This window comes from Microcoleus pseudofavosus SVA1_A4 (assembly GCF_036700565.1).
Classification (GTDB): Bacteria; Cyanobacteriota; Cyanobacteriia; order Cyanobacteriales; family Microcoleaceae; genus Microcoleus.
Genome location: NZ_JAUBPE010000038.1, coordinates 40,718 through 66,696 on the forward strand (window position 1 = coordinate 40,718; position 25,979 = coordinate 66,696).

The 25,979-nt window shown below is 45.7% G+C and carries 20 protein-coding genes; 6 read left to right on the top strand and 14 right to left on the bottom strand.

The window, feature by feature from the left end:
- Positions 1-51: 51 nt before the first annotated feature.
- The 8 genes from QUA02_RS17665 to QUA02_RS17700 all read right to left on the bottom strand — a co-directional run bounded on the left by QUA02_RS17665 (position 52) and on the right by QUA02_RS17700 (position 14,255).
- Complete coding sequence (locus QUA02_RS17665) at positions 52-1,116, bottom strand: NAD-dependent epimerase/dehydratase family protein (protein WP_333029497.1); 1,065 nt, start codon at positions 1,114-1,116, stop codon at positions 52-54.
- A complete protein-coding gene (locus QUA02_RS17670; protein WP_333029498.1) occupies positions 1,109-1,870 on the bottom strand; it encodes a glycosyltransferase family 2 protein in 762 nt (253 codons plus the stop codon). The genes QUA02_RS17665 and QUA02_RS17670 overlap by 8 nt, the downstream gene beginning before the upstream one ends.
- Positions 1,867-3,768, bottom strand: coding sequence for a hypothetical protein (locus QUA02_RS17675; RefSeq protein WP_333029499.1), 1,902 nt, complete (start codon positions 3,766-3,768; stop codon positions 1,867-1,869). The genes QUA02_RS17670 and QUA02_RS17675 overlap by 4 nt, the downstream gene beginning before the upstream one ends.
- A gap of 210 nt (positions 3,769-3,978) precedes the next feature.
- On the bottom strand, positions 3,979-5,985 hold the full coding sequence (locus tag QUA02_RS17680) for an HlyD family secretion protein (protein ID WP_333029500.1): 2,007 nt from the start codon (positions 5,983-5,985) through the stop codon (positions 3,979-3,981).
- A gap of 109 nt (positions 5,986-6,094) precedes the next feature.
- Positions 6,095-9,100 carry a peptidase domain-containing ABC transporter gene (locus tag QUA02_RS17685; RefSeq protein ID WP_333029501.1) on the bottom strand — a complete coding sequence of 1,002 codons (3,006 nt, stop codon included), beginning with the start codon at positions 9,098-9,100 and terminating at the stop codon, positions 6,095-6,097.
- A 140-nt stretch (positions 9,101-9,240) separates the two neighbouring features.
- Positions 9,241-9,990: a peptidylprolyl isomerase gene (locus QUA02_RS17690; protein WP_333029502.1), complete on the bottom strand. Its 750-nt coding sequence runs from the start codon at positions 9,988-9,990 to the stop codon at positions 9,241-9,243.
- Positions 9,991-10,139: 149 nt separating this feature from the next.
- Positions 10,140-13,937 carry a glycosyltransferase gene (locus tag QUA02_RS17695; RefSeq protein ID WP_333029503.1) on the bottom strand — a complete coding sequence of 1,266 codons (3,798 nt, stop codon included), beginning with the start codon at positions 13,935-13,937 and terminating at the stop codon, positions 10,140-10,142.
- A gap of 165 nt (positions 13,938-14,102) precedes the next feature.
- Positions 14,103-14,255: a hypothetical protein gene (locus QUA02_RS17700; RefSeq protein WP_333029504.1), complete on the bottom strand. Its 153-nt coding sequence runs from the start codon at positions 14,253-14,255 to the stop codon at positions 14,103-14,105.
- Between the two features lie 50 nt (positions 14,256-14,305).
- On the opposite strand from QUA02_RS17700, the gene QUA02_RS17705 reads away from it, so the two are divergent.
- From QUA02_RS17705 to QUA02_RS17715, 3 genes are all read left to right on the top strand, one after another.
- Positions 14,306-15,979, top strand: a complete 1,674-nt coding sequence (locus QUA02_RS17705; RefSeq protein WP_333029505.1) for a methyltransferase domain-containing protein — start codon at positions 14,306-14,308, stop codon at positions 15,977-15,979.
- A gap of 76 nt (positions 15,980-16,055) precedes the next feature.
- On the top strand, positions 16,056-16,925 hold the full coding sequence (locus tag QUA02_RS17710) for a calcium-binding protein (protein ID WP_333029506.1): 870 nt from the start codon (positions 16,056-16,058) through the stop codon (positions 16,923-16,925).
- Between the two features lie 40 nt (positions 16,926-16,965).
- Complete coding sequence (locus QUA02_RS17715; RefSeq protein ID WP_333029509.1) at positions 16,966-17,793, top strand: Uma2 family endonuclease; 828 nt, start codon at positions 16,966-16,968, stop codon at positions 17,791-17,793.
- A 136-nt stretch (positions 17,794-17,929) separates the two neighbouring features.
- Here the strand turns inward: QUA02_RS17715 and QUA02_RS17720 are convergent, their stop codons facing one another.
- From QUA02_RS17720 to QUA02_RS17730, 3 genes are all read right to left on the bottom strand, one after another.
- Positions 17,930-18,733, bottom strand: coding sequence for an MOSC domain-containing protein (locus QUA02_RS17720; RefSeq protein WP_333029510.1), 804 nt, complete (start codon positions 18,731-18,733; stop codon positions 17,930-17,932).
- 117 nt (positions 18,734-18,850) lie between these two features.
- Entirely contained in the window at positions 18,851-19,150 is a 300-nt protein-coding gene (locus QUA02_RS17725; protein WP_333029511.1) for a putative quinol monooxygenase, read from the bottom strand.
- 237 nt (positions 19,151-19,387) lie between these two features.
- Positions 19,388-20,065 carry a hypothetical protein gene (locus QUA02_RS17730; protein ID WP_333029513.1) on the bottom strand — a complete coding sequence of 226 codons (678 nt, stop codon included), beginning with the start codon at positions 20,063-20,065 and terminating at the stop codon, positions 19,388-19,390.
- Between the two features lie 143 nt (positions 20,066-20,208).
- Between QUA02_RS17730 and QUA02_RS17735 the strand changes: the two genes are divergently transcribed.
- Complete coding sequence (locus tag QUA02_RS17735; RefSeq protein ID WP_333029515.1) at positions 20,209-20,688, top strand: hypothetical protein; 480 nt, start codon at positions 20,209-20,211, stop codon at positions 20,686-20,688.
- 92 nt (positions 20,689-20,780) lie between these two features.
- Here the strand turns inward: QUA02_RS17735 and QUA02_RS17740 are convergent, their stop codons facing one another.
- On the bottom strand, positions 20,781-21,275 hold the full coding sequence (locus QUA02_RS17740; RefSeq protein WP_333029517.1) for a hypothetical protein: 495 nt from the start codon (positions 21,273-21,275) through the stop codon (positions 20,781-20,783).
- A 445-nt stretch (positions 21,276-21,720) separates the two neighbouring features.
- Here QUA02_RS17740 and aroA point away from each other — a divergent pair, with 445 nt between their 5' ends.
- Positions 21,721-23,076 (top strand): 3-phosphoshikimate 1-carboxyvinyltransferase, encoded by a 1,356-nt coding sequence (aroA, locus tag QUA02_RS17745; protein WP_333029519.1) that lies wholly within the window; start codon positions 21,721-21,723, stop codon positions 23,074-23,076.
- Positions 23,077-23,224: 148 nt separating this feature from the next.
- Here the strand turns inward: aroA and QUA02_RS17750 are convergent, their stop codons facing one another.
- Positions 23,225-23,662, bottom strand: a complete 438-nt coding sequence (locus QUA02_RS17750; RefSeq protein WP_333029520.1) for a CAAD domain-containing protein — start codon at positions 23,660-23,662, stop codon at positions 23,225-23,227.
- Between the two features lie 196 nt (positions 23,663-23,858).
- Positions 23,859-24,866: a 2-hydroxyacid dehydrogenase gene (locus QUA02_RS17755; protein WP_333029521.1), complete on the bottom strand. Its 1,008-nt coding sequence runs from the start codon at positions 24,864-24,866 to the stop codon at positions 23,859-23,861.
- Between the two features lie 243 nt (positions 24,867-25,109).
- On the opposite strand from QUA02_RS17755, the gene QUA02_RS17760 reads away from it, so the two are divergent.
- Positions 25,110-25,919 (top strand): ion transporter, encoded by an 810-nt coding sequence (locus QUA02_RS17760; protein ID WP_333029522.1) that lies wholly within the window; start codon positions 25,110-25,112, stop codon positions 25,917-25,919.
- Positions 25,920-25,979: the final 60 nt, after the last annotated feature.

Here is a 25,979-nt window from a genome sequence, read left to right on the forward strand (position 1 = left end):
TTTTCCATAGCGACGCACCCTACTATTTGCAATCTGCCATTAAAAAAATCCCTACAATATCGAACTCAACACCACCTCATTAGCAGCAATCCAATCATAAATATCCTGCAAAGCCACTTCCGGCCCAATAACTGGCTGCCATCCTGTTTTCTCCATCACCCTAGAAGAATCGGTAATAAAAATCGGAATATCCCCCGCGCGTTCCTCCAAAACAGGATTAATCGGAATCGATTTACCCGCAATCTTTTGGCACAAATCAGTTGCTTCAACCAAAGAAAGACTGTTGCTAAAACCGCCGCCTACATTAAACACTTCGCCGTCAAATTCAGCAAAATGTTCTAACTGATAATTAACTAATCTCAAAAAATCTTCAACGTGCAGCAAATCCCTAACTTGCTTCCCGCTGCCACCAAAACCGATATAACTCAGCGACTTTTCAAAATAGTGAGCCGCCACCCACAAACCGTAAACACCCTGATCTACTTTACCCATTTGCCAAGCACCGGTAATTAACCCGCAGCGGTTGATAATGGCCGGCACATTGTATGCTTCCCTGTATTCTTCAATCAGCAATTCCGAAGCTAATTTAGTTGCTCCGTAAAGCGAACGGTGTCCTTTTAAAGGGAAGTCTTCTGATATGCCCAACTCGGATATACCCGGTAATGTTTGCTCTGGGGCGATCGCAAATCGTGTCGGCAACTCTAACAGCTTAACAGATTTGACACTGGCGATCGGATAAACTCGACTTGTAGACAAAAACAGCAAACTCGCACCCGTTTGTCTCGCCAACTCCAAAACATTGACAGTACCCAACAAATTCGTCTGCAAAACATACTGAGGCGAACTAAAACCCGCGATCACAGAAGGTTCCGCAGCACAATCGACAATGCAGTCAGCATTGAGTGCAACTGGATCTAAATCGGCCGCTGTGCGAATATCCCCGTAAACAAACTGAATGCCGCAACTTTTAAGCCGAGGCAGATTCAATTCCGATCCCCGGCGACGCAGGTTATCCAAACAAATTATTTGCCATTCCGGGTGCAGTTTCTTCAGGCCAATTGCCAAACAACTGCCGATAAAACCCGCACCACCAACAATTAAAATTCTCTCAGGCATTCACTTTTAACTTTGCTATCTTTCTAGTCCGGTGGTAGTCGCCGCGAGAGAGATGTTTTTCCAGCCAGACATACAAAACAATAAACAAATATCGGCTTCCCATCTCTTTAATTTTCAGCTTGGAAATACCAGCAGTCCGATTGTACCACCTCAGAGGAATCACATCATAGGAAAAACCCCGAACAATTGCTTTTAGAGGCAATTCCACTGTCAAATTAAAATGATGGCTCAAAATCGGTTGCACGCCTTCAATCACTTCTCTGCGGTAAATTTTAAAAGCATTGGTGACATCGCTGTACCGCAAGCCGAAAATACTTTTGACAAACCAGTTTGCTAAGCGGTTAATTGCTAGCTTGTGAATTGGATAATCAACTACAAAGCCGCCTTTGATAAAGCGGGAACCGAAAACGCAATCATATCCTTCTTGCAATTTGCGGTATCCTGCTACCAAATCGATCGGATCGTCGGAAGCATCCGCCATTACAATGGCGACAGCATCGCCGTCAAATTCTGCCAATCCCCGGCGCACGGCAAATCCGAAACCGTTGGGAGGTTGATTGTTGATATATCTAACTGCGGGGAAAGCCTCTGATAATTCTTGACAAATATTAAGAGTTCGATCGACACTGTTGTCATTCACAATCAAAATTTCGTGCGGAATGCCTTCTAAATCGAGCGTCTGGGCGATCGCCCGCACAGTACCTTCCAAACAGCCCTCCTCATTGTGAGCTGGTACAATCACAGAAATTTTCACTCCTCATCCTCCACTGTTACCCTAGCGCCACCGCGCAACTTGACAAATTGGTTGTCCACAGGATTATACACCCAAGCTTTAATTTCAGTTTGGGCGATCGGCAAATTATTAGCCAACAAATCAACAGCCCACCTCGCATTGTTGTACAACTCTGATTTCAAAGTCTTAGCAATGTCGGGACTGTCTGAGTTTACATAAGCATTGGCAAAAAAAGATTGTTTGTCGCCGACAGATAGCAGTACAATATTTGGCTGTTTCAAATTTTCTGGCAAAACAGCCCAACCGGCAGCCTTGACAGCATTATTTTTGTTAATTTTCAATGATTTATCGCCTATTTGAGGTTTGTCAAAATAGCCGTAAACTTTTCCAGGATTAGCAATAAACTCTACATTTTTCGCGAACTTTCTCCAACCTATTTTATCAAGAATTAGCGCTCCTTCTCTGACCAACCAAGTTTTTTTGCTCAGCACCCTCAAACAGCTTTCCGGCGAATTATTGAAAAAATCCGACGGTTCCAGATAGTTAATTAACTGCAAACAATATTGACCGCCTTGCTTGTAAAGAAGTGCAGAGCGAGATTGGGCGATCGCCTGCTGAGAGTTAACAATAATTATCCCAATAAATAGCCCTGCCAACACCCGATAAATAAGTTTATAGTTGCGACTTAGCGCCGGACTCTTGCCTCTAACAAACAATTGTCCAAGCTGAACCAAAGCAATTAACAACAAAATCGAATTAGTCGTATATCTCGACGATTCTATCGCCTGAATCGCCCCAAAGTCTGCCCTACCAGCCGTAATAAACAGAGCCGATAAAACCGAAAACAAACCTATTGACAGCCAAGGTAAAGCCTCACGATGCTCGCTAATCTTTCTCCCAAAGTGGAATCCCAAAAATAAGAAAGTTGCAAATATTAGCAAGCCAACCCATGCAGAAATACCAGAGAAACGAATAATTGGCGAACCCAACAAACTCAAAAAGTAATCAATTACTACAAGGGGCTTATTCAACAATGAAATAATACTTGTTTTCCGACTGGGATGATAATCAATTGAGTAAACAGCACAAGTTGCCCCAAACAGCAGCATCCATACAATAAGTCTTTTTCTTGTCTGTGCTGCATTTTCCTCCAAAGTCACCACAGCCGGAAGCGCAGCCAACCAAGACAGCAAACCTTGAGCGAGCGAAAAACTAGCAATAAAGCAGAAGACAGCAGCAATGAATATTTTAATATCGTAGGGAGACGGCACTGCCGTGTCCTTACCTTGAATATCGTAGGGAGACGGCACTGCCGTGTCCTTAGCCGATAAAGGACACGGCATTGCCCTGTCCCTACCTTGAATATCGTAGGGAGACGGCACTGCCGTGTCCCTACTGTATTTCATCCGATTGAAAACTGTTATATTAGGCAATAATTTGTGAGTTGAAACTAGTGCATAAACCGCAGCTACTAAACACAAATTGACTAAAAACCAAGCGAGTTGAAATCCCCACAGCCAGTTTTCATGCTGAACCAGAGAGAAGATTAATATACAAGTTAAAATATTAGCTAAATGCCACAAATCATCCCCAGCATTCTTAACCTGCATCGAGGATAACTTGTACGTAGCGATAAAAGTTACCGCCGTCAAACCGATGCTGAGACACAACTGATAATTAATATTCCATCGGGAAGCAAAGGCCAAAACTGCAATAAGGATTTTGGGGAACACGATCCGGTGGTTGCTGTGCAAAGCCCAAAAATCGTTAAAAGTTACATTCCCAGCAGCTATTTTTTCAAAAAAACTCGCCAACCTCCACTCGTCATCAATGGGAACGTTAACGCTAAAGTTAGCTACAAATCCGATTAACAGGACAACAGGAATCAGATAGAACGTAAATAAAATAATTTTTTTCATAAATGTGCGATCGCACCAATTGCCATCACCATTTTATATCAACCCGGCTTAAATACCCCCTTTATTTCTTAGTCTCTTAGAGAGGGACTTCGTTTGACTCTCGACAGCGCTTTCAACCGCCGAGTTTTATCAAGGCTAGAAACCCGGTTTCTTCAAAAAACCGGGTTTCCGAACACCCTAAAAGTCTCGCGTTCAATTCGGTTAACCGAATTACTTAACAGTCTTGAACGTATCCAGCTTCCCAGTAAACCTGTTGATAAACATCTGCAAAACAGTCCGCTTGCCGATATTGATATTAGAGCTTACGGCCATTCCCGACTGCAAGTTAACCTCCAGTTGATTTGGCTTGCCCTTGTTCAAAAGAAACTTTTGATTTTTGAGCTTAATTTTGGTTTTAAAAGCGTAGTATTTCCGCAGTTCAGTAGGAGGCTCAGCATCGCTGCTAATCTCTTTCACTTCACCCTCAGCAGTACCAAACTCCAGAGCCGGGAAAGCTTCAACATTCACATCCACAGGCACGCATTGGTATTTCGTCAAACCCAATTTCTCTCTGTTAACTTCCTTCTCAGGACACACACAGCTTTTACCTTTTTCGCAGTCAATCTTTTCTCCGTCTAATTGTTTGCCGTGATACGGTTCCAATTTTTCCCGCTTCTGTCTCATGGCATCCAATACCAGAGCTACGTTGCTGTTTTCGAGGTAAACAACTGCTTCCAGACCGTTTTCGTCGTCCAAAACCTTGAGCAACTTCTCGGTTTGCTGCGCTTCATAATAAGCCTCTTCGCAGCGTGTGGGACGCGGTTCGCCCGGTTTCAGCACCGAATTAATAATGGATTGGCATATCGGATCTTTCGCTATATCCAACTTAGCATTCTCCTTCTTAGAAGGTTTCAAATCGAAGATAACGCCGGATACCGGAGCCTTCAGAATTTGAGTATCGCGGGTTTGCTGGGCTTTTTCTAGCTGAGCGTTCACCTCGGACAGCTTTTTCAGGTTTTCCACTTTGAAGCGGCTTAGCTGAGAGTCGCTGCTGGCAATTTGTTTCTGGTTTTCAGCAATTTTGGTGTAAAGTTCTTTTGCCCAGGAATCCTTGGTGTTTTTCAACTGTTCTTGGGCGCGGCTGATGGACTCCTGAATTCGCGCTTGCTCTCCTTGCTGCCGCTGTACTTCAGCACTAATTTTTTGAATGTCACCTTGACGCGCGTTAATTTCGCCTCGGCGCGTATTTATCTCACCTCGGCGCGTGTTGATTTCGCCTTTACGGGAGTTGATTTCACCTTCGCGCTGCTTGATTTGATCTTGCTGTTTGAGAACGTCGCTTTGGCCTCTAAAAACATCTTGTTCCTGTTTTTCTTTTTGCAGTTCAGCGATGGCTCCTTGCTCTACCAGGGGGCCGAGTCTGCCTAGAATGTTTTGATTCGACTTCAATACTTGTTGGGATTTCGCTAACTGTTCGTCCGCCAAATCTCTCTGAGCCAGGGCAGATTTTACTTGCTCTTGCGAAGAACCTAACTGCTGCTGAGCATAATTTAATTGGTTCTGGGCAAAACCCAATTGTTGCTGTGCTACGGTCATTTGATCGCCAGCGGCTTTCTCAGCATCCTCAGCTTGCTTCAGTTGTTTTTCCAACTCCTGAACTTGCCCTTGGGCGGCCGCTACGCGAGACAAAAATTCCGATCGATAATTAACATAAAGTCCTTGCTGGGCAGCATCGAAATTTCCGCTGGCTCCCCGATTGAGGTACAGTTCGTCAATCAAAGCTTGCAGCACTTGATTTTGTGCCGTCAGGCTCTGTCTGTCCTTGATTGTTGATTCTAGGTTAGAAGGAATAGCGCCTTGAATTTTGCCGTTGACAACATCTTCGTAAAATTTATTTTCCTTTTCCAGAGCTTCTTTAGTTTTCTGGACCGATGTTAAATCGGCACTGGGTGCAAGGGGGTTGAAAGTGAGCAGAGGCTGGTTCTTTTCCACACGATCGCCATTTTCAACGTGAAGTCTCACCACAGCTCCCGTAGCAGGTGCTTGGATGTCTCTAGCACCATCTTTGAGTTCCAATTGGCCGACAGCGGGGACAGCTTGCTCTACGCTAGCAAAATAAGCCCAAACTACACCAGAAGTGGTCATCAGCATGATCATCCACAAAAACAAGTGCGACCAAATCGCTGGTTTTTCTAGAATGACTGGTTGCTCAGAAAGTATTACCGATTTCATAGCCATTTGTGAGTTGTTAGTTGTTATTGGTTATTTGGTTATTTGGGAATTGGGCATTGGGCATTGGGCATTGGGCATTGGGCATTATTTTTTAGTGATTACCGATTACCCATTATCAGGTATTCGATGACTCTTGTTGTTGGAAGAGGCAGTAATAACGCCCTTTAAGAGCCATTAATTCTTTATGACTTCCCTGCTCGACTACAGAACCTTGATCCATCATAATAATTACATCAGCGTTTTGGATTGTAGTCAGGCGGTGAGTAATGAAAAACACCGTGCGACCGGCGAAAGCTTCGGCTAAGTTATTGCAAACTTGGCGTTCTGAATGGTAGTCTAGGGCGCTCGTAGCTTCGTCCAAAATCAGCAGTTTCGGGTTTTGCAAAATCGTGCGGGCGATCGCCAAACGCTGCCTTTGACCCCCTGAAAGCGACGCACCCCGCTCTCCGACTATCGTATTGTAGCCAGCAGGCAAGCTCATAATAAAATCGTGAGCTACCGCTAATTTCGCAGCTCGCACAATTTCATCCGTACTCGCATCGGGATTGCTCAGAGCAATATTTTCCTGTACCGAGCAGTTAAAGAGCAAAGTATCTTGCAGCACTACCCCAAGTTGGCTGCGGAGCGAGTACAGCTCCACCTTAGCAATGTCATAGCCGTCAATAAATATCCGGCCCGACAGCGGCGGATAAAGACGCTGCAACAGCTTCATCGCCGTACTTTTACCGGAACCGCTTCCCCCCACAATTCCCACAAAACTGCCAGCGGGAAATTCTAAATTCACATTAGCCAATTGCAGCGGCCCGCTCTCCAAAAATCGGAAGGAAACCTCCTCATATGTAACCTGCCCTTGAATTGCCGGCAGCGGGATATTGCTGCGGTCTTCATCGCTGGTTTCCGTCGGCGTATCGACCACATCCTTAAGCATATCGATCGACATCGAGACTTCTTGGAAACTCTGCCACACGCTCACAAAACGCAGCAGCGAACCAGTCACGTTCCCGGAAATAATTCGGAAAGCAATCAACTGACCCAAAGTAATCTCATTTCCCAGCACCAAATAAGCTCCCACCCACAACTGAGCTAAGTTACCCACCTGGTTTAAAAAGCTGCTAATCGTACCGGCTGTAGTCCCGGTGATAATTGTTTTAAAACTGGCTGTAATGTATTTTGCGTAGCGGCTCGACCACTCCCAGCGGGATTTCAATTCAATATTTTGAGCCTTAACAGTTTGAATCCCGCTGACTACTTCCACTAGATAAGATTGAGAGTCGGCAAAACGCATATTTCTCTGTTTGATCAGGCGCAGCACCAGCGGATTGATTAGAACAATCATCAGCCCCAGTATCGGTACCACTGCCAAAGATACAAACGTTAGCTGCACGCTGTAGGAGAGCATAACGGCGACGTAAACCACCGAAAATACCGCATCGAGAACCACTGTCAGAGCTGTACTCGTCATGAATTCCCGAATCTGGCCCATCATGCTGAATTTGTAGACCAAATCTCCGACGCGCCGATTGTCAAAGTAATTTTGGGGAAGCCGGAGCAAGTGGTCGATTACCTCCGCACTCAATTTGACATCGATGCGGTTTGAGGTATCTATAAACAAAAAGGTACGCAAGCCGTTGAGCAGTCCTTCAAACAGGGCGACACCTAACAGAAATGCCCCCAAAATATCCAAGGTGTCAATGCTGCGCTGACCCAATACTTTATCAATAATTACTTGGCTGATTAATGGGTTGGCAAGACCGAATAACTGTACAAAAAACGAAGCGAGCAACACCTCAAAAAACACTGTTTTGTGTTCCATCAGCGCCGGCACAAACCACCAGAAGCTGAACTGCTCTTTTTGTTCGACTTGCGGAGCTTGCAGCAGCAGAACTTCTCCCTGTTCGCCCCAGATTTCTTTAAACTGAGGTACCCGCTTCCGCATCAACCCCTTTTCGGGTGTCGCCAGCACCAATTCTTGCTCGGTAATGCTGTAAATAATGGCAAAGCTGTCTTCCCATTTAATCATTACCGGGGCTTTGATGCGGTTGATGGCTTCTGCTGGCACTTGCGCCAATTGGGGCGTGAGACCGATGCTTTGGGCGATCGCCCCGCAGGCTTGCATACTGATAGAACCAGCGGTTTTTAACTGATTTTCTAGAACTTTGCGGATGATATCTCGACGAAATTTGAGGCCGAAATACTTGCTCAACATTTGGAAGCAAGCTAGCGGGGCTTCAATCTGCCCTTTGGCGCGGAAAACTGGGTATCTTGCCGCATCCTTTGGTTGGTCAGTTGCGGGTTCTGGGGGACGGTCTGGGCCGGGTAGAACCGGGATCACTTTTCCGGCGGGCGGCTGCGGCCGAGGGTCTACTATATCTGGGTCAATTAATGGATCTGCATCGGGTTGGGGTTCTGGGGGTTCCCGGAAGCCGACCAAGCGGGCGCCGAGGCGGCCTTCTACTTTTAAGGATTTGGTTGCGTTTTCCACAGAGAAGCGGCTGCCGGTGGGAAAGTCGCCCAAGACGCCGCTGCTGACGAGCCAAACTCGATCGGCATCTAGCTCTTTGGCGATGTCTTGAGTTTTTTTGTTGCCGTTTGGTACGTTGACAACTGTCGCATCTTGCCAAGCTTGCAGGGTAAGTTCCTTGAGATTGGAAGTGCCGTCCGCTTGGCGCTGCAATTCCAGGCTCAACAGTTCAAATACTTCGCTCAAGGAACAGTGTTCGCGAAAGGCTTCTCCAAAGGTCGGCTGTTTTTCCAGTACGTTCAGGAAATCTTCGGCAGGTAGGACGATCGCGATCACATCTGTAGAGGCGATCGCCGTTTCGCAGGGAACTCCCCTGAGCAAGCCAGCCCAGCCCAGAATTTCCTTCGACTGTACCAAGCGCAAACTTACGTGGCGCTGCGACCGCTGGTCAAAGCCCAGCAGCCGGGCCTGGCCTTGATAGATAATTGCCACCTGAGTCGGCATTTTTTCCCGTTCAAACAGGGGTTGCCCCGTTCGGTAGCCGAGGAGTTGGCATTTAGCCACCAAGGCTGTCAGAGCCGTCTCTGACAGTCGGTCAAAGGGAGGTGTTTGACCTAGGAAATCCTGAATTTGGGAGAGGGAAACAGCGGAAGAAGTCATCCGATTTTAGATTTTAGATTTTAGATTTTAGATTTTAGATTGAAGCCACAGCCTGTAACGTTCGCAGGTTGTCAGGATGCGGAGTTTTTATGTGTCTCCACGGCCGCGCGACGGGGGCAACTGACCCAATTGCGTGATTGTCATGATATTGAAGACACGGAAGAGAGGGGCTGTAGCGGGCCTATTTGCGATATCTGTTCGGCTAGCCAGCTTTCAAAGAGTTCGTTAATCAAGTGCAGCCGCATCGATTCATCGAGCTGGGCTGGCATGAACTTTTCTAGTCGAATAATTACCATCCATTCTGCCAGAGGACGCGGCGTCCAGAGTTGATTTGGCTGGCTGACGGACAAAAGTTTGCTGATTGCCGGGTGAGGCTGACTCAGCGGTACTGGACCCAACAACCCGCCGGACTTGGACTCGGGGCCTTCGGAAAAGTCGCGGGCCACTTCGGCAAAGCTTTGTTCTCCTTCGAGGATGCGAAAGTAAAGTTCGTTTGCCAGTGCTGGATTTTTGGTGCGTACCAGGGAATAGACTACGTGGTCTAGGCTGGCTTTGCGGGTTAAAAAATAATTATCTACTTTAGGTCTCCAAGTGGCTTGCTTAAATTTTTCGATCAGCAAGGGCCTGACGGCCATCTCTTGAAGTTCTTCTTCCGTCATGTTTTGGCTGCGCAGCCAAGCTTCTTTGGCTTCCGGGGCTGTCAGTTGGTGCTGTGCCAGAAAATTCTCGACGGCGGATTGGCGTTCTTCGTCGTTGCAACTAAAGGATGCGATCGCTTGGTCTACTATTACACCCCGCAAAAATTGCGGCATCAACTGGTACCGCTTCAGGAGCGATGGCATATCCTGAGCTTGAAGTAATTTATCGCCTATTTGAAAAAGTCCTGTCATTTTTTTATCTCCAACTGACTTGCGCTTCCCCTTTTAATTTAGCTGTGGCAGGAAAAGAGCGACAACCACTAACCCCTCAATCTCCCGATGATAGCAGAGCGTCAAGAAAGCTAGCGCTATTGCTGTCTATTTCTTGACGCTTTGCCTCGCTACTGGTTCCTTTCAAATAGTTTGCCTATTCTCTCGGAGTAAGCGCGACTGTCAAGAAATTTGGGGTTGGCTGCCATTTTTTGTTGAACTCGATCCCGATAGCGCCGGCGCAGTTCTGGGTTGGTTCCCAGTGCTGTACTCATTTCTATATAAGAGTTCTCGCTGTTTGCTACCAATTCAGGAATTAATAGTTCTTCGAGCACGGCTGCGGATTGTCGCGATCGAGCTGTTTGCCCTTTTCTTGCCACTACAGGCAACCCTGCCAACAGCGGTTCTACTAAGGAGCCGGCACCGCTGTCTGGATAGGAGTCTAAATATATATCAGCTAATTCCAAACATTTTATGCAATCTGCACGGTTTGGTAGCGCCTTTATCACAACTACCCGCTTTTTGTCAATACCAGATTCCCCAAAGAGCGATCGAATTTGGTTGTAAAAAGGCACCGTCGGATAGTTTTCTGGGCGGGAACGAAAGGGATACAAAACTAAAATAGAATTCGGTACGGCGGCAATAATTTTTGCCCAAGTTTCTCTCAATTCTGGGATAATTGTAAAAGCTTGAGCGCCCGACATGAACACTACAGATTCATCGGTGGCTCCCCAACTGCTGCGAGTCGGTTCAACTCTGGCAGGTGCTGATTCTACAGCAGGATAGCTGAAACAAACTCCCGATCCTTCTAAAGTAATTAATTTTTCGCGATAGTGTGCTGCTGCACCTGCGGGCAATGTCAAATCTCCGGCAATAAAATAATCGATATTTCGGGCTCCGGTGGTGGCGGGGGTTGATGCAGCGGTAGCCATTTGCACTCGCGCTAGTCGGTGCAGGCACAGCAGCGCGCTTGGTTGGGAAGTGTCGGTAGTATTGGTGCAGATTAGCAGAATATCTAAATCGTGCGATCGAATTTCTCGGACTTGATTTGGCAAATCTTCCGGGAGTTGCACCAGTTTGTCGGCGCAATTTTCGCAATATTTCCCCAGTTTCTCGTCTTGTAGCTGGAAATTGTACACAATAATTTCAAATTTGTTTCTGTCTAAATATTCAAAACTAGAAATTGCAGCACGACTCTCGAATTGAGCGCTAATTTTATCGAGCAAAAAGCCCACTCGGATTTTATTTATTTCAGCTTCTCTTTGAGGAAAATTCCAGTCTACTTGACAGCCGATATTTTTCAAATGAAATTCCAGAATATCAGCTCGCTGACTCAGTATATTGAGCAGATTTGCTTCGCTCAAATACAAAGGTTTGAAGCTAACATTTTTTGCAATAAATGCCGCCAAATAACGCCAAATTTCCGAATCTGGAAAACTGGCGATATTAGCAGCGACGTACTTGATTAACTGCTGGAAATATTCAGAGTACCTTTCAACTTCCGACTTTTGTTTAAAATAAGTCGGCGACTGAAATAGGAATTTCATAAAGTCATCAAAAAACCAGTGGGGAACCGCTGCATTGTTATACTCTAGCGGCAACTGATAAGCGTCGCAGTACAGCATCGCTGCGAGGAGATATTGCATCTTATCTACAATTTCTCCTTGAGAAACTTGGGAGAATAACTGCTGGACAAAACTTTGTTCTTCCTCAGTCAAGCTTTCATTTTTGATGGCGCTATCTAGCAGCAATTTCTGAGCTTTTCCCGTTTCTCCCAAGTAAGCATTTTCCAATTTACCGACGGGACAATTCAGCCAATTTCTAGCTATTTGTTGGCGGCATTGGCGCAGTTGCGCGAGAATAGACTGGTTTGAGGGCGAGTTTTTGTACTGCTCAACCAGTGTTGACAAGTCAGATATACTAGGCTGGGTTCTTAATGCCAATTTATGGCGGATTGTCTGTTTAATTTGTTGATTCAGGAAGCTGTAATCAGGACTATTTAGTAGTTTATTGTAAAATCTGACCACATCTTTATAATTTTCCCCAGCAGCAAAATTTTTCCAAGTTTGTTGTTCGGGATGAATCCTGAGCGACGACAGTTTTTCGTCTACAAATCCGATGTGATAATTCCCCATGATTCGCCACCACATATCTAAGTCTACATACTGAGATAATCCCGAATCAAATAATCCTATTTCGGCAAAGACTCGGGCGGCAATTAAAACGGTACTCGGTTCACCAATTTTGTTAATTGGGTTGCTCAAACAGTTAGTATCCGCCAGCAATTCTTTTCCTGACTGAATTGATTTTAAATTCGACCAACTTTTGTGCAAATTTTTAATTGATTGGGAAGCTTTCCGCAAAATTGGGTTAGATTCATCTTCAGCTATGGTGATGCCGCGCGGGGAGAAAACCATACCTATTTCTGGGTTTTGTTGGGCGAGGGCGACCATCTTTTTGATACATTCTGGTTCGAGCAAGTCGTCTTGAAACAGAAATTTAATGTATTCACCTTTTGCTTGGGATATGCAGAAGTTCCAGTTTTGTGATAAGCCGTAGTTGCGGTGCAGTATGATGCGGAAATCGGCGGATGTTTGCGATTGGAAGGATTGGGCGATCGCAATTGTGCGGTCTGTGGAGCCGTCGTCGGATACAATTAGTTCTATGTTAGGGTAAGTTTGGGCGATCGCACTTTTGATTGCTTCCTCAATAAATGCTTCTCCGTTGTATGTCGGAATACAAATACTAACTAAAGGTGGTGCATTTTTTACTGTCGCCACCTGAGAGGCCTTTTTCCGTATTCCGCGATCCAAACTTTTGAAATTATCTGTAATTTCGGCAATATATTCGAGACGGTTTTGAATTTTCCTCCCGACAGTTGGCGGATTCAGTAAAGTCTTAATTTCCTCAGCAGCTATTCTGCCAACTTGCTGAGCTTCCCGGTAATTGTTGAAGACATGACTCATTAAATCAGCAGCGTGTTCTGTATCGGGTTCGGCCCACATATTACCTTTTTTGTAAGGCCCGCAATCTGCTGCAATTGGGATTAACTTGTATTTTACTAAAAAGCTGTTGCCGACATTCATAAATTCTGTATTTGATGAATAACCCGTGGCAATTACTGGTTTGCCGTAAAACATGGCTTCAGCCATTGTTAAGCCGAATCCTTCGCAGCGGTGCAGCGATAAATAACAGTCGCAATTGTAGAGCAAACCGTTGATTTTATCTTTGGATAAATACCCGTCTAGATGTTTGATATTTGAATTCTTTGCTATGGCTGAGTTTAAGGATGCTTGCTCCTCTGGAAATTTGTTGGAATTAGAAGATTTGACAATCAACAATACGCTGTCATCGTCGCCGAAAGCTTGTTTAAATGCTTGAATTGCCGTTAAAGGATTTTTGCGCTCGATGCGGCTGGAAAAGTCGAATACAAACAAGAAAATAAATTTATTTTTAGGTAAACCCAGTGCTTCTCTGCTCGGGGAAGATGCGGGGAGAGCAATACTGGGCATGATTTTGATGACGGGAATTGGCGAGACTGCCGAAATTGCCTCGGCACAATAGTTGCTGTAAGTCCAGATTTCGTGAAAGTGATTAAATGCTGGCTGCCATTCTGGGGGAAATGCGGGAAGTTCCCAGGCCCAAAAGCCGATATTGTATTTGTTTTCAAAATAGCTGGAACCTGTATGTTTGAGAAATGTTGCCACTTCATCGGCGTTGACTTGAATTAAGTTTACGGGATGGGGATTGTCTTGGTTGAAATTTTGATATGTGGTGTCTTGTTTGCGGTGGGGACTGCGTGTAAAATTGTTAATATTGAAGGGAATGTTGGCGGCTTCTGCGGCTCTGATGTTTGCTCGGACACCTTCTCCTATGCCAAATTCGCCGTTGATGTAGCCGGCGATGTTAATTCCTAAATTTGAGTTCATAGTTTATAATGTATTCAGCAAATGGTTGTGTGGATTTTTGGGAAAAAAGCAGAATTAATTGACAATCTCAATTGCGCTAAAGGAGGGTAGGTGTTGAGAATAAATTATAAATAGGTCCAATATTTGCTAACATATCGCCATCCTTGCACGATTGGTGAACAAGATTTAAATGAAACACTCTTGACGCTTTTGACGCAAAGCAAGAGAAGAGAAAAGAGAAAGAGTTCGCAATTGAGAATTTAATGCTTGACAAATGTGCCGATCGCCATTGTATACTGGCATCGCAATGCTAACCTTCGGCTGGTTGTGTGTCGGCATGGGTTGCTCTGTTTTATTTTACGATAAACTAATCAGGAATTTTAGAGAAAGTGATCGATCGCGCCAACCACGACCTCTTGAAGCTGCTACCGCCGGATGCTAAAGTCATTGTCGAAATTGGCTGCGGTACGGGTTCTACTGGCCAAGAGTACAAGCAGATAAATCCTCACTGTCAGTATATTGGCATTGAGCGCGATCGAGAAAAAGCTAAAATTGCAGTCGATCGGCTAAACTGGGTGACGGTAGCCGATATTGAAGAAATTGCCATCGAAAGTCTCGACATCGCCCCAGGAACTGTCGATTGTTTGGTTTTTGGCGACTTGCTACCCTACCTCAAAAACCCTTGGGATATCCTCAAGCAGTACACTGCTTTGCTGCATCCAGAGGGGCAAATTCTCGCCCGAATCCCCAACGCTCAATACTGGCGGCGAATTGTCAATCTGCTGCGGGGACATTGGGAAAATGCCGACAGCAAGATGCAGCACTGGTTTACCCTAGAAAGTATTAAATCATTATTTGCTGGAGCCGGATTGCAGGTTTACGAATTTCAAGGAAAGGGACACAAAACAGAAAATTTTGTCCGCTTTCAGGAATTGCTGCATCCAATGGTAAAGGCTTTAGAACTCACATCGAGCAGTTTTGCTACGGAAACAGGTGCTGAATATTATATCGTGCGATCGACCAAATCGACCGTACCTCCGCGCAGACTGCTGATTCAGACTATCATTATGGCTCCTACAGGGTGCGATCGCGTGCGAGTTTTGGAACCGGACAAATTTAGCGCCACAATTCCCGGTGTCCGCACCGTATCCGGCGTGAAAGCAGCAGAATTAATTCCGCCGCTGTCTGGAGAAGAAAAAGTCTTCATCTGGCAGCGGACAATCATGCAATATCCCGCCTACATTCCCAAACTCAAAGAACTGCTGCAACAAGGCTATTTAATAGTAGCTGAAATTGACGACAATCCCGTCCGACGCCGCGAATACGCAGACAATAATTACCTCAGCTATCGCGGCTGCCACTGCGTTCAAACTTCTACAGAACCCCTAGCAAAAATTTTGCGGTCTTACAATCCTAATGTTGCCGTATTTCCCAATCAATTAGCTTATCTACCTCCGCCGCGAATCTATCCGGCAGAAGATACAGTCACAATTTTTTTTGGTGCGCTCAACCGCGAAAAAGATTGGCAGCCGATTATGGCAGCGCTCAATCGAGTTTTAGTCGCACACAAACACCGAATTCGAGTTAAAGTAATCCACGACAGCCGATTTTTTGAAGCCTTGGAAATACAGCAAAAAGAATTTGAACCATTTTGCAGTTACGAACGCTATCAAGAAATAATGTACAGTTGCGATATAGCTTTGCTGCCGCTCGTTTCCAACCCAGTTAACGAAATGAAATCCGACTTAAAGTTCATTGAATGTGCGGCGCGGGGAGTAGCGGTGCTGGCAAGTCCCACGGTGTACGAACATTCGATTGTAGAAGGTGAAACAGGGTTAATTTACAGACATGAAAAAGAGTTTGAAATCAAGCTGAATTCGCTGATTTCCGACACTTCTATGCGCCGGGAAATAGCCGCGAATGCTTACGAATGGGTGCGCGACAACCGCTTGCTGTGCGGGCACTACCGGCAGCGGCGAGATTGGTACTTGCAAATGCGGGACGAGTTGCCGCGTTTAAATGCTGAGTTGCGCGATCGCCTGCCGGAGTTATTTGGTGACTAAATGCGGTAAGATTTATAGGGGTTATTGTGCGATCGTTCTGTTTTATTGTTTAATTTCTAATTGTTAATCCACACCAATGCGAATTTTATTCACTATTGCTCACTTTTACAATCCCAGCGGCGACGGGAAACACGCTTCCCAGCGAAACGATCCGCAACCGCGACTCAATGCTTTAACCGCTTGCGTGACATCGCTGCAAGCTTTGTACGGCAAATCTCAGTCCATGATTGACATTAGCGAATGTGCAACTATCCCAGCCAATCAATCTCAAAAGCACGAAATTGACATTGTTATTTGCACTACTCAAGGCTATCATATGTTGCCTCAACTGCCAGTGCAGCCCAGATGTTTTATGCACCACGCTACAAAATGCGAACCGCTGCTGTTGGGGTTTGAGTGTCAAGCAGTTTTGCGAGCGTGTCTTGACAAATACGATTATTTCTGTTATTTGGAAGATGATTTAATTCTGCACGATCCGTGGTTCTTTAGTAAATTAAATTGGTTTACGCATCACGGGGGAAATGGAAATTTGCTGCAACCTAATCGCTATGAAATATCCCCTAAAGGAGCTGTTTTTAAAGCTTATGTTGATGGTGATTTAGCGGCCACAGCTACTGCTAAGTTTCAAAATATAGAGGAGCAGCGGCAGTTAATGGGAAAAATTATGGAACAAACAATTGCTTTTGAGCGGGCTTTGAATCCTCATTCCGGCTGCTATTTTTTGAATGCGGAACAGATGGCACACTGGGCTAAGCAGTCTCATTTTTTGGACAGGGATACTAGCTTTATCGGCCCGCTGGAAAGTGCGGCGACTTTAGGAATTATGCGGACTTTTAAAGTTTACAAGTCAACTCCTTCTTATGCTAATTTTTTGGAAATTCAACATTTTGGAACGAGTTTTCTGAATTTGATTGGTAATAAGGTGAGGGTGCCGGAAGAAGGATGAGTTAAGATATTCATGTAAGCTGCAATACTTGAAAGGTAGCATGACCCTGGCAAGCGAAAAAATTGTCCTTCCCTCTCCTTTCCCCGATCGCACTCAACTGCCAGAGGAAGACGGCACTTTTGTGAAGAATTTTCAGGAGCATCCCCAGAGCATTATTTTGACTGATTCGATCGGACCGGTATTGCAACGGCTTCATCCCGATGGGCAATATGCTATAGGGCAAGACTTTGGCATCTACTGGCGAGAAACTGACCCGCTGGAAAAGGGAGTAGAATCTCCTGACTGGTTTTACGTGCCCAACGTGCCACCAACACTAGGAAATCAAATTCGTGGCTATTACCTGCTGTGGCGGGAATTCATCGCTCCGATGATTGCTTTGGAGTTCGCATCGGGAGATGGTTTAGAAGAGCGGGACACAACGCCGCTATCGTACTCGGAAGTTGGAGCGACGCAAAGGCCTGGGAAGTTTTGGGTATATGAGCGGATCGTGCGGATTCCGTTTTATGGCATTTATGAGATCAATAGTGGCAGGCTGGAGGTTTACAACCTGAACAATGGGTTTTACCAACAGTTGCTTCCGAACGATCGCGGTCATTATGCGATCGCGCCAATGGGCGTAGAATTAGGACTGTGGCAAGGCAGTTATCAAAACCAGACACTGCTGTGGCTGCGGTGGTGGGATAGCGAGGGTAATTTGCTGCTGACAGGTACAGAACGAGCTTCCTTAGCAGAGCAGGCTTTGAGTGCAGAAGCCCAAGCGCGGCGGGATGCGATCCCTCGGTTGTTGTCAATGGGATTGAATACAGAACAAGTGGCAGAAGCACTCGGTTTATCGGTAGAGGAAGTTAGGCAGCATTCACAATCTTGATGTCGCTTTTGATCGATATCTCAGTTAATATCAAGTCCGAGCGATCGCTTATATTGATTGTTTAGTGCGAGCTTCTAGCTCGCGAGCTAGAAGCTCGCACTCAAATGATAATCGCACCCCGTGCGATCGCGAACTGTTAAGCAGTCAAAACATCGCCGATTTTAACTGTGCCGCTGTTGATAATTTTGGCTAAAACTCCAGTTTGTGCGTGACCGAATTCCTGTTGCAGTAAACTGAGTAGGGGAATATCCCGATCGCCCGTTTCTGGATTCACTTCTATATTGACACAGCGACCGATTCGTGCTGTAACTTCTATGCGCGCCGTGCCTAATTGAAACTGTTTTCCGATTAACTCAAATTCCGACCAAGCTGAAAGGCCGTCTAGCACAATGTTCGGGCGAAATCGGAGCACATCAATGTTTTGAAGAGCAATTTCTGTTAATTGGTCTAATGTGGCTTGGCCCAGGAGAGAAATGTGTACGGGTTCTCGATCGGGATAACGAGTTTCGCCGCTGGTGTCGCCGACTAAGTGCAAAGGTGCAAGCTGCGGGTGTCTCGCTTCTTTTGTGGGTTCAATTGTCGCCAGATATTCGGTGAAAAAAGTGCCGATGCGATCGCGCCCCGCTGCTGTGTTCGTTTCTGCCGATAACACTGCAACTCCTTCACGCTTGACTGTTAAAACGGTCGTTTCCGGTTGATAATCACATTCCAAAGCTGCTAACAGAGGCCAATCATTTTGGACTGCAAAATGTTTTTTGCTCATCCAAGGCATATTTTGGGCGGGTATCTTTGCAGCTTCAATATTATCTGCAAACATTAAGGCAAAAGCTCGATCGCCCTTAATTCCGTGTCCGGCTGTTAAAGCAAACTCCGACATTTCTTGCGGTGTCAGCCCTTTAATTGGATAACTAAATAACTGTTTTATTGTTGCTACTGTCATAAAATTTTCCGAAGTTACTACAATTTTAACTCTCACTCTTGTCCGCCCCTTACTAAGGAGGGCTAGGGGGGTCGAAGCTAATTCAAAAACCTTAATAAAATTGCTATAAAAAGCCGATTAAGCTAGCAATTCATAGCGGCGGATATCTGGAGGCCCAACGGCCAAACCGTCTAATTTCTGGACTGCGGCTTGAATGTGAGTTGAACCGAGATGTAGTTCGAGCAAAGCTGCACTTTCCCACTCTTCAACAAAGGTAAAATCTGTGGGATCGGCTTGATTTTGCAGGAGTTCGTATTTGATGCAGCCTGCTTCTTGGCGAGTTGGCTCGATAATGCTCAGCAGCAGAGATTTAAGTTCTGCTACTTTGTCGGGAAAGGCGGCGAGGCGGGCGACTACGCGCAAGGTTGGTTTGGACATAGGAGAAAAAAGAAACAGATATGACAATCGAATTTACCGCTTGCTATGAGGCAAACTCAACAAAACACAATTTTACTTAAAATAACCTAAAGAGGTCGATCGGTCAACCGCAGTAAAATCAGTCCAGGACGAACTCAAGTCTCAGAAACCCGGTTTCTTCCAAAATTCTTCGTTACTAACCGCAGAGCGTCGTATAAACCGGGTTTCTTGGTAGATTTTGGTAAATACCGGAGGAACTCAATCTTTGGGATAAAATCGCTTGTTTTCTGTAGAATATTCCCAGGCGATCGCCTCCGGGTCTTTTTCGCTGCTCCACCGAGCAAACTCCGGCTTAACTTTCCACTTGCCGATCGTAGTTGCGTGAACTTTGAACCTGCGGGAGAGTTCCGTTTGGGTAAAAGAGATTTTGGGCTTTCCTGGAGTCTTGGTTTGAGCAATCGGGAATAAATTTGGTTTTTTCTCTTGTGCTTTTTCCCGATTTGTGAGAGGCTCTTGAACAGCTATTGCCGCATTAGGTGTTTCGCTTTGATTGACAGTTGGAGCTATTTGAAAATAATACAAAATTCCCCCTTGTTCCGTCACTTCAAACTCCGCTGCAAACTCAGAGGCCCGTTCGTCGAGATACTCTTGAACCTTTTCTCCGGGGAGTTTCGCATTCATCGCCAAATCCAAAGCCGTAACTCGCCCTTGATTTTCCTTGATCAACTTGTAGAAAACCGAGTCTAAATGAGCGAGTTTATGTTTTTGCTGCTGCTGGTAGAGCTTGTAAGCCCAAGCAATGCCCGCTGTGGTGGCGATCGCCCAAAACATCGTTCCCGACTCGAAACTGGCAACCGCCGTCAAGGAAATAGGCAAAAGCAGGGTAAGATATCCCCAAATGCTGCCCTTCTGTAGGTTATTGCTGTTTTTGACCATAGTTCCTAAACAGGTACGTAGTTTAGCTTAGCAGAGCGTGTCTGAATGCCTCGAAAGTGTTTCGACAGTTGATATATCGGCTCATCGCTGACACACTCTACTACAAAATCCCAGAATCTACTTTTTTTTGCAACCGAGGATTCATGTACTTTTTTCGCAAACGGATTGCCATCTTGCTCGTAGTTGTTGGTTGCTGTACGCTGACGATTAGTTGCAGCGATAGCCGAGCTGTCCAGTGTACTAAATTTACTAAAATTGTCACCAAAGGCAACGCTCTCATTGATATTAAGAAAGACAGCAACGATGCTGCAACGACCAAGAACTTAGCTAAAGACTTGAACCAGACAGCGAAACAACTTGAGGATCTGCGAATAACAGATACAACGCTCAAAGAAATTCAGGGGCGATCGGTTAAATCCTTCCGGGAAATCGGTCAAGCACTCGGCGACATAGGCAAATCTCTTGAGGCAGGAAATCTGGCTTCTACAAGTATAGAAGGTCGAGTGCAAATCCAAACAGCTCGAGCAGATATTATCAGAGCTGGACAGCAGGCGAATCAAGCAGCCGAAAATCAAGACGCTTTGACTGACCAACTGATTAATTATTGTAAGAGCGATCGGTAAAGGCTAAGAGTTTTGAGTTTTGAATGCGTGAGTTTTGAGTTTTAGGAAGGCATCGCCTTCACCTAGCCTCTACTAATTGCCAATTACCCAATTTAGTGATGAATTTCTAGATTCAAAATATAACGACCGAGTTGTACTTTCTCCGACCACAACTCATATTCTAACCGCAAGTGTTCCGGTTCCGGCTTTCCTGTCAGCGTCAAGTTGCGGGTGAAGTTGCGGAGCCGCAACTGTTCGGGAGTCGCCAGCGAGTCGCCCTGAAGCCAATAACGGCTCAGGCCGTACATTCCTCGTTCCCAGCAGTGGCGGTAACTGTATTTGCCGTTTCCTTGCATGGTCATAATGACTCGATAGGGCGAAACTTCTAGCCAGAGCAACCGGGGTTTTGTGGTTTTTGACAAGATAGCAACTTGCTCGGCCGATTCGTCTGGAAATTGGCGATCGAGGATGGCTGGTTCGTGCAACAACAAGTGAAAGCGATCGCGGTCTTTTTGATACAGCGTACCAGCGGTTTCAACAAATGACCACAAAGGTAAATCTGTGGATACCAGCGATAAACTTACAGGCTTGCGGTGATGCGTCAGCATAAATAAAAGTTTAGGAGTTATTGTGAATTGGGCAGTTTGAGATTTGAGATTTTAGGCTTGAGATTTTAGATTTTAGATGAGCTGGGCTCCAAATTCCGGAGCTTTTGCTAAAAAAAATGAAAAATCTACAACTCGCAATCGAAAACATAAAATTGTTCAGTCAAAATTCAATCATCTGGTCGATAACTGAGAGCATGACATGAAATCTAGGCAGATACACGGATAATATTTGTGAAATTAAGGTGAAATTAAAGTGAAATCCGTGCCGTTGCCTCCGTCCTCCCCTGTCGCTGACAACTGACAGCGCACTGTCCCGGCGAGTTTAATCAGCCTTGGAGTTAACCGGACACATTGGGAAAAAACTCGCAGGCATTCCAGAAGACGACTGACTTAGGACTGGGAAAAAGGTAGGATAGCTAACGCCATCCCATCCTAGTTTATCTCAATGCAAGCTGACATTATAACTACTGCGCTTCTTGACAAAAGTCAAACTTTAAGCATTCAAAAACCTGCATCGGGCTTGTCGCTGGTCGGGAGGATTCGAGTTCCCGGCGATAAGTCGATTTCTCACCGAGCTTTGATGTTGGGTGCGATCGCCCGAGGTGAAACTACAATTGAAGGACTGCTGCTAGGAGAAGACCCCCGCAGCACTGCTAAATGTTTCTCGCTCTTGGGAGCCAAAGTTTCTGAACTCAACGCGGAACGGGTGACAGTCCGGGGCGTCGGAATTGGCGAGTTAGAGGAGCCTGTGGAAGTCTTGGATGCGGGCAATTCCGGCACGACGATGCGGCTGATGTTGGGAATTTTAGCGTCTCATCCGGGGCGTTTTTATGCGGTAACGGGTGACAGTTCTCTGCGATCGCGCCCGATGTCGCGCGTCATTAAACCGCTGCAACAAATGGGAGCGCAAATTTGGGGCAGAAAAAGCAATTCTTTAGCTCCTTTAGCGATACTGGGACAGCAGTTAAAACCGATTCACTACCATTCTCCGATCGCCTCGGCTCAAGTTAAATCTTGCATTTTGCTCGCCGGTTTAATGGCAAGCGGAGAAACTACAGTCACAGAACCCGCTCTGTCGCGGGATCACAGCGAGCGGATGCTGCGGGCGTTTGGAGCCCAATTGAGCGTCGATCCAGAAACTTGCAGCGTGACAGTCACTGGGCCGACACAACTGCAAGGGCAGAATGTGATTGTACCGGGGGATATTAGTTCGGCGGCATTTTGGCTAGTTGCTGGGGCGATCGTCCCGGGTTCGGAACTCGTAGTCGAAAATGTCGGCGTCAACCCAACTCGTACAGGCATTTTGGAAGCTTTGGAAATGATGGGCGCGGACATTGAACTGCAAAATCAGCGAGAGGCGGCTGGGGAACCTGTAGCGGATATTTTGGTTCGCAGTTCCGGCCAATTGCGGGGATGCACCATTGCGGGCGACTTAATTCCCCGACTGATTGACGAAATTCCGATTTTGGCAGTAGCGGCGATCTTTGCGTCGGGTACTACAATAATTCGAGATGCGGCCGAGTTGCGAGTCAAAGAGAGCGATCGGCTGGCCGTGACTGCTGCGGAACTCAACCGCATGGGAGCCCAAATTTCCGAGTTACCCGACGGTTTAGAAATTACCGGGGGAACTCCTTTAACCGGCGCGGATGTTGACAGCTACACCGACCACAGAATAGCGATGAGTTTGGCGATCGCAGCCCTCAACGCCACAGGTATTACTAACATTCACCGGGCAGAAGCTGCTGCCATTTCCTACCCGGACTTTACCGCCACTTTGCAACAAGTTTGCCATCAAAATTGAGATGGGGCATTGGGCATTGGGCATTGGGCATTGGGCATTGGTTGCTGGTTACTTGTTATCGGTTATTGCTATAGCCTCACAAATAACAAATAACCACTAACTAATGACTAATGACTAATGACTAATGACTAATGACTAATGACTTCCTCTAAGAATCTTTACCTACAACTTGTTCTTTAAAAGCATCAACTTCCGTTAACAACTCTTGGCGATTAGAAGCCTTGAGCAGATAGCGGTAAACAAACCAACCCGTATATCCCATACCAATCAACTCAAAAATTGGAGCTACCAAAGGGACATCATTAAGAGCATCTAAAACTCCCAGCATTACCTTAATACTAATACCGCCTGCCAGGATTAAACCAACAGTTATGAGAGGTTTTTGGTAGTCAGCAAAAAAATTGGATAGATAGGTTGGAAGTTCCGACAAAATTGTAATAACTTGGTCTTTAATATCTTGGAGCTGGCTGGTCGGTGTTTCTGTGGTTGTCACTGTAGTCATGACCCCCGGTTTGTCCTCCACCAGGTCTACTGTGACGACTTCAGTGACTGTTTGTGTCTCGTCAGAAAAGTTAGCTTGTGTCATTTGATACTTCCTCCGGTGTCAAGTAAAATTGCAGGCTTTGAGTTGCTGGCAGTATAATTCTCAGGCAATTAGCACAGGACTCATGCAGCCGCGACTAATTGATGAGACTAAGGCAGAGCTTCCCAAATTGCAAGCAAAAATAACAATAAGACTTGATTGTAAACAATTGCCTTCGCTGCCAAATCGGTCTTTTGACTCATTTTTTCACTTGAGCGAGGTCGATTTGATTGGGGCAAGGGCGTCCTTGTTCAAAGTCGGTGATATTGCCGATCGTGGTTTCGGCGATATTTTTCAAAGCTTCCTCCGTGAAAAAAGCTTGGTGTCCGGTAATCAGGACGTTGGGGAAAGTCAGCAAGCGCTGAAATACGTCGTCTTGAATGACGTGATTTGACAAATCCTCAAAAAACAGATCCGTCTCTTGTTCGTACACATCTAAGCCGAGGTAGCCAATTTTACCAGACTTCAGTGCTTTGGTCACAGCTTTAGTGTCAATCAACTGACCGCGGCTGGTATTGATCAGCATCATCCCCGGTTTCATTTGCCCGATCGCCTCTGCACCGATCAAATGGTAAGTTTCCGGCATCAGCGGACAGTGAAGGCTGACAATATCAGAGGCGGCGAACAGTTCCGGGAGTGCGACGTATTCCATGCCTAGGGCGAGGCAATCTACGTTTTGGAAAAAATCGTATCCCAGCAGGCGACAGCCGAATCCGTGCAGAATTTTGGCAGTAATTGCACCAATTTTGCCAGTTCCAACGATTCCCACCGTTTTGCCGTGGAGGTCAAAACCCAACAAGCCGTCTAGGGCGAAATTGCCTTCGCGGACGCGGTTGTAGGCCCGGTGGATTTTGCGGTTGAGGGATAAAATCAGAGCGACTGCGTGTTCGGCGACGGAGTACGGAGAATAAGCGGGAACTCGGAGGATAGTTATATCTAAATCCCTCGCTGCTGCTAAATCGACGTGGTTGAATCCGGCCGATCTCAGGGCTAGCAAGCGGACGCCTTTTTCGGCGATGCCCAGCAGCGTTTTCGCGTCCAAGCAGTCGTTAACGAACGCGCAGACAGCCGGAAATCCAGCGGCCAAAACGCTGGTTTCCAGGGTCAGATGCGGTTCAAAAAAAACCAACTCGTGTTCACCCCCGACATTGGCTGCTGTCAGAAATGTGCGATCGTAGGATTTGGTATTAAATACGGCTACCTTCATGCTTTTTGCCTGCAAACCCAGTAATAGGTGGAAATTCTTTCCAGATTAACTCTAAATTTTACTAGAATGCCGTTGCCCCCAACAACCCAATTTCCACGATAAATATTGAGTTTCGCCACGAGGCATCTCTGAAGAAACCAGATTTTTAGCCCCAGGGCAAATCCTGCTTATTTTTTTGAATCTCATTGCTTAGACTGTAGTAAAGCGCGAGCGTTAATCGTTCATTTTTCAGGAGAAACTCAGATGCCCAGAAAAATCAAAACTCAAATCTATGAAATTTTAGAAAAATCCGAAATCGGCAATTTATACAGTTTAGCCGACGATATTGTTATAACTTGTTTAATTGCGATAAACGTCGCAGCTTTTATTGCTTCTACTTCACCCGCATTGTCGCAAGAACAAAAGTTAATTTTAGAAAATATCGAAATTGTTTCATCCTTAGTATTTACAATAGAATATCTTTTGAGGCTGTGGGTGTGTACAGTCGATAGCAGATACAGCCACCCGCTTTGGGGAAGATTGAAATACGGTCTTACACCGCTAAGTCTGATCGATTTAATTTCAATTCTACCGTTTTACTCATTGCTGTTATTTCCTAATTTAAGCTTCGTTAATTTAATTCGCCTGCTGCGCTTGTTGCGGTTGCTAAAAATGAGCCGTTATTCTGATTCACTCAGAACTCTGGGAGCAGTATTGTACGCTAAAAAAGAGGAGTTAATTGCCACTGCATTTGCAGTTTTTATTCTGTTAATATTTGCCTCTAGCATCATGTATTTTGTTGAAAACGAGGCGCATCCAGAAACTTTTGCGAGCATCCCCGATGCAATGTGGTGGGGAGTTGTGACATTAACTACTGTCGGTTACGGTGATATTTATCCAATCACTCCTTTAGGGAAATTTTTAGGCGCAATATTAGCATTTTTGGGAATCGGAATTTTTGCGTTACCTGCGGGGCTGATTGCTGCGGGTTTTTCCGAGGAAGTCCAAAGGAGAAAGCAGGAAAAAATGGCAGCAAATTTACAGCAATCTGCTAATTACTGTAGTTTAGACTAAAAAATGAGCGCAGCTAAAAGTAGCCACCTTTGAAGCTCAGGCAAGCTGTTGCTCAACAAC

What these genes read in the sequence shown, in the direction of transcription:
- QUA02_RS17700 (WP_333029504.1), bottom strand. Translation starts at nt 14,255, where the DNA reads ATGCCGACACACAACCAGCCGAAGGTTAGCATTGCGATGCCAGTATAC.
- QUA02_RS17740 (WP_333029517.1), bottom strand. Translation starts at nt 21,275, where the DNA reads ATGCTGACGCATCACCGCAAGCCTGTAAGTTTATCGCTGGTATCCACA.
- QUA02_RS17720 (WP_333029510.1), bottom strand. Translation starts at nt 18,733, where the DNA reads ATGACAGTAGCAACAATAAAACAGTTATTTAGTTATCCAATTAAAGGG.
- QUA02_RS17680 (WP_333029500.1), bottom strand. Translation starts at nt 5,985, where the DNA reads ATGGCTATGAAATCGGTAATACTTTCTGAGCAACCAGTCATTCTAGAA.
- QUA02_RS17730 (WP_333029513.1), bottom strand. Translation starts at nt 20,065, where the DNA reads ATGGTCAAAAACAGCAATAACCTACAGAAGGGCAGCATTTGGGGATAT.
- QUA02_RS17750 (WP_333029520.1), bottom strand. Translation starts at nt 23,662, where the DNA reads ATGACACAAGCTAACTTTTCTGACGAGACACAAACAGTCACTGAAGTC.
- QUA02_RS17735 (WP_333029515.1), top strand. Translation starts at nt 20,209, where the DNA reads ATGTACTTTTTTCGCAAACGGATTGCCATCTTGCTCGTAGTTGTTGGT.
- QUA02_RS17690 (WP_333029502.1), bottom strand. Translation starts at nt 9,990, where the DNA reads ATGACAGGACTTTTTCAAATAGGCGATAAATTACTTCAAGCTCAGGAT.
- QUA02_RS17695 (WP_333029503.1), bottom strand. Translation starts at nt 13,937, where the DNA reads ATGAACTCAAATTTAGGAATTAACATCGCCGGCTACATCAACGGCGAA.
- aroA (WP_333029519.1), top strand. Translation starts at nt 21,721, where the DNA reads ATGCAAGCTGACATTATAACTACTGCGCTTCTTGACAAAAGTCAAACT.
- QUA02_RS17725 (WP_333029511.1), bottom strand. Translation starts at nt 19,150, where the DNA reads ATGTCCAAACCAACCTTGCGCGTAGTCGCCCGCCTCGCCGCCTTTCCC.
- QUA02_RS17755 (WP_333029521.1), bottom strand. Translation starts at nt 24,866, where the DNA reads ATGAAGGTAGCCGTATTTAATACCAAATCCTACGATCGCACATTTCTG.
- QUA02_RS17715 (WP_333029509.1), top strand. Translation starts at nt 16,966, where the DNA reads ATGACCCTGGCAAGCGAAAAAATTGTCCTTCCCTCTCCTTTCCCCGAT.
- QUA02_RS17685 (WP_333029501.1), bottom strand. Translation starts at nt 9,100, where the DNA reads ATGACTTCTTCCGCTGTTTCCCTCTCCCAAATTCAGGATTTCCTAGGT.
- QUA02_RS17675 (WP_333029499.1), bottom strand. Translation starts at nt 3,768, where the DNA reads ATGAAAAAAATTATTTTATTTACGTTCTATCTGATTCCTGTTGTCCTG.
- QUA02_RS17760 (WP_333029522.1), top strand. Translation starts at nt 25,110, where the DNA reads ATGCCCAGAAAAATCAAAACTCAAATCTATGAAATTTTAGAAAAATCC.
- QUA02_RS17710 (WP_333029506.1), top strand. Translation starts at nt 16,056, where the DNA reads ATGCGAATTTTATTCACTATTGCTCACTTTTACAATCCCAGCGGCGAC.
- QUA02_RS17665 (WP_333029497.1), bottom strand. Translation starts at nt 1,116, where the DNA reads ATGCCTGAGAGAATTTTAATTGTTGGTGGTGCGGGTTTTATCGGCAGT.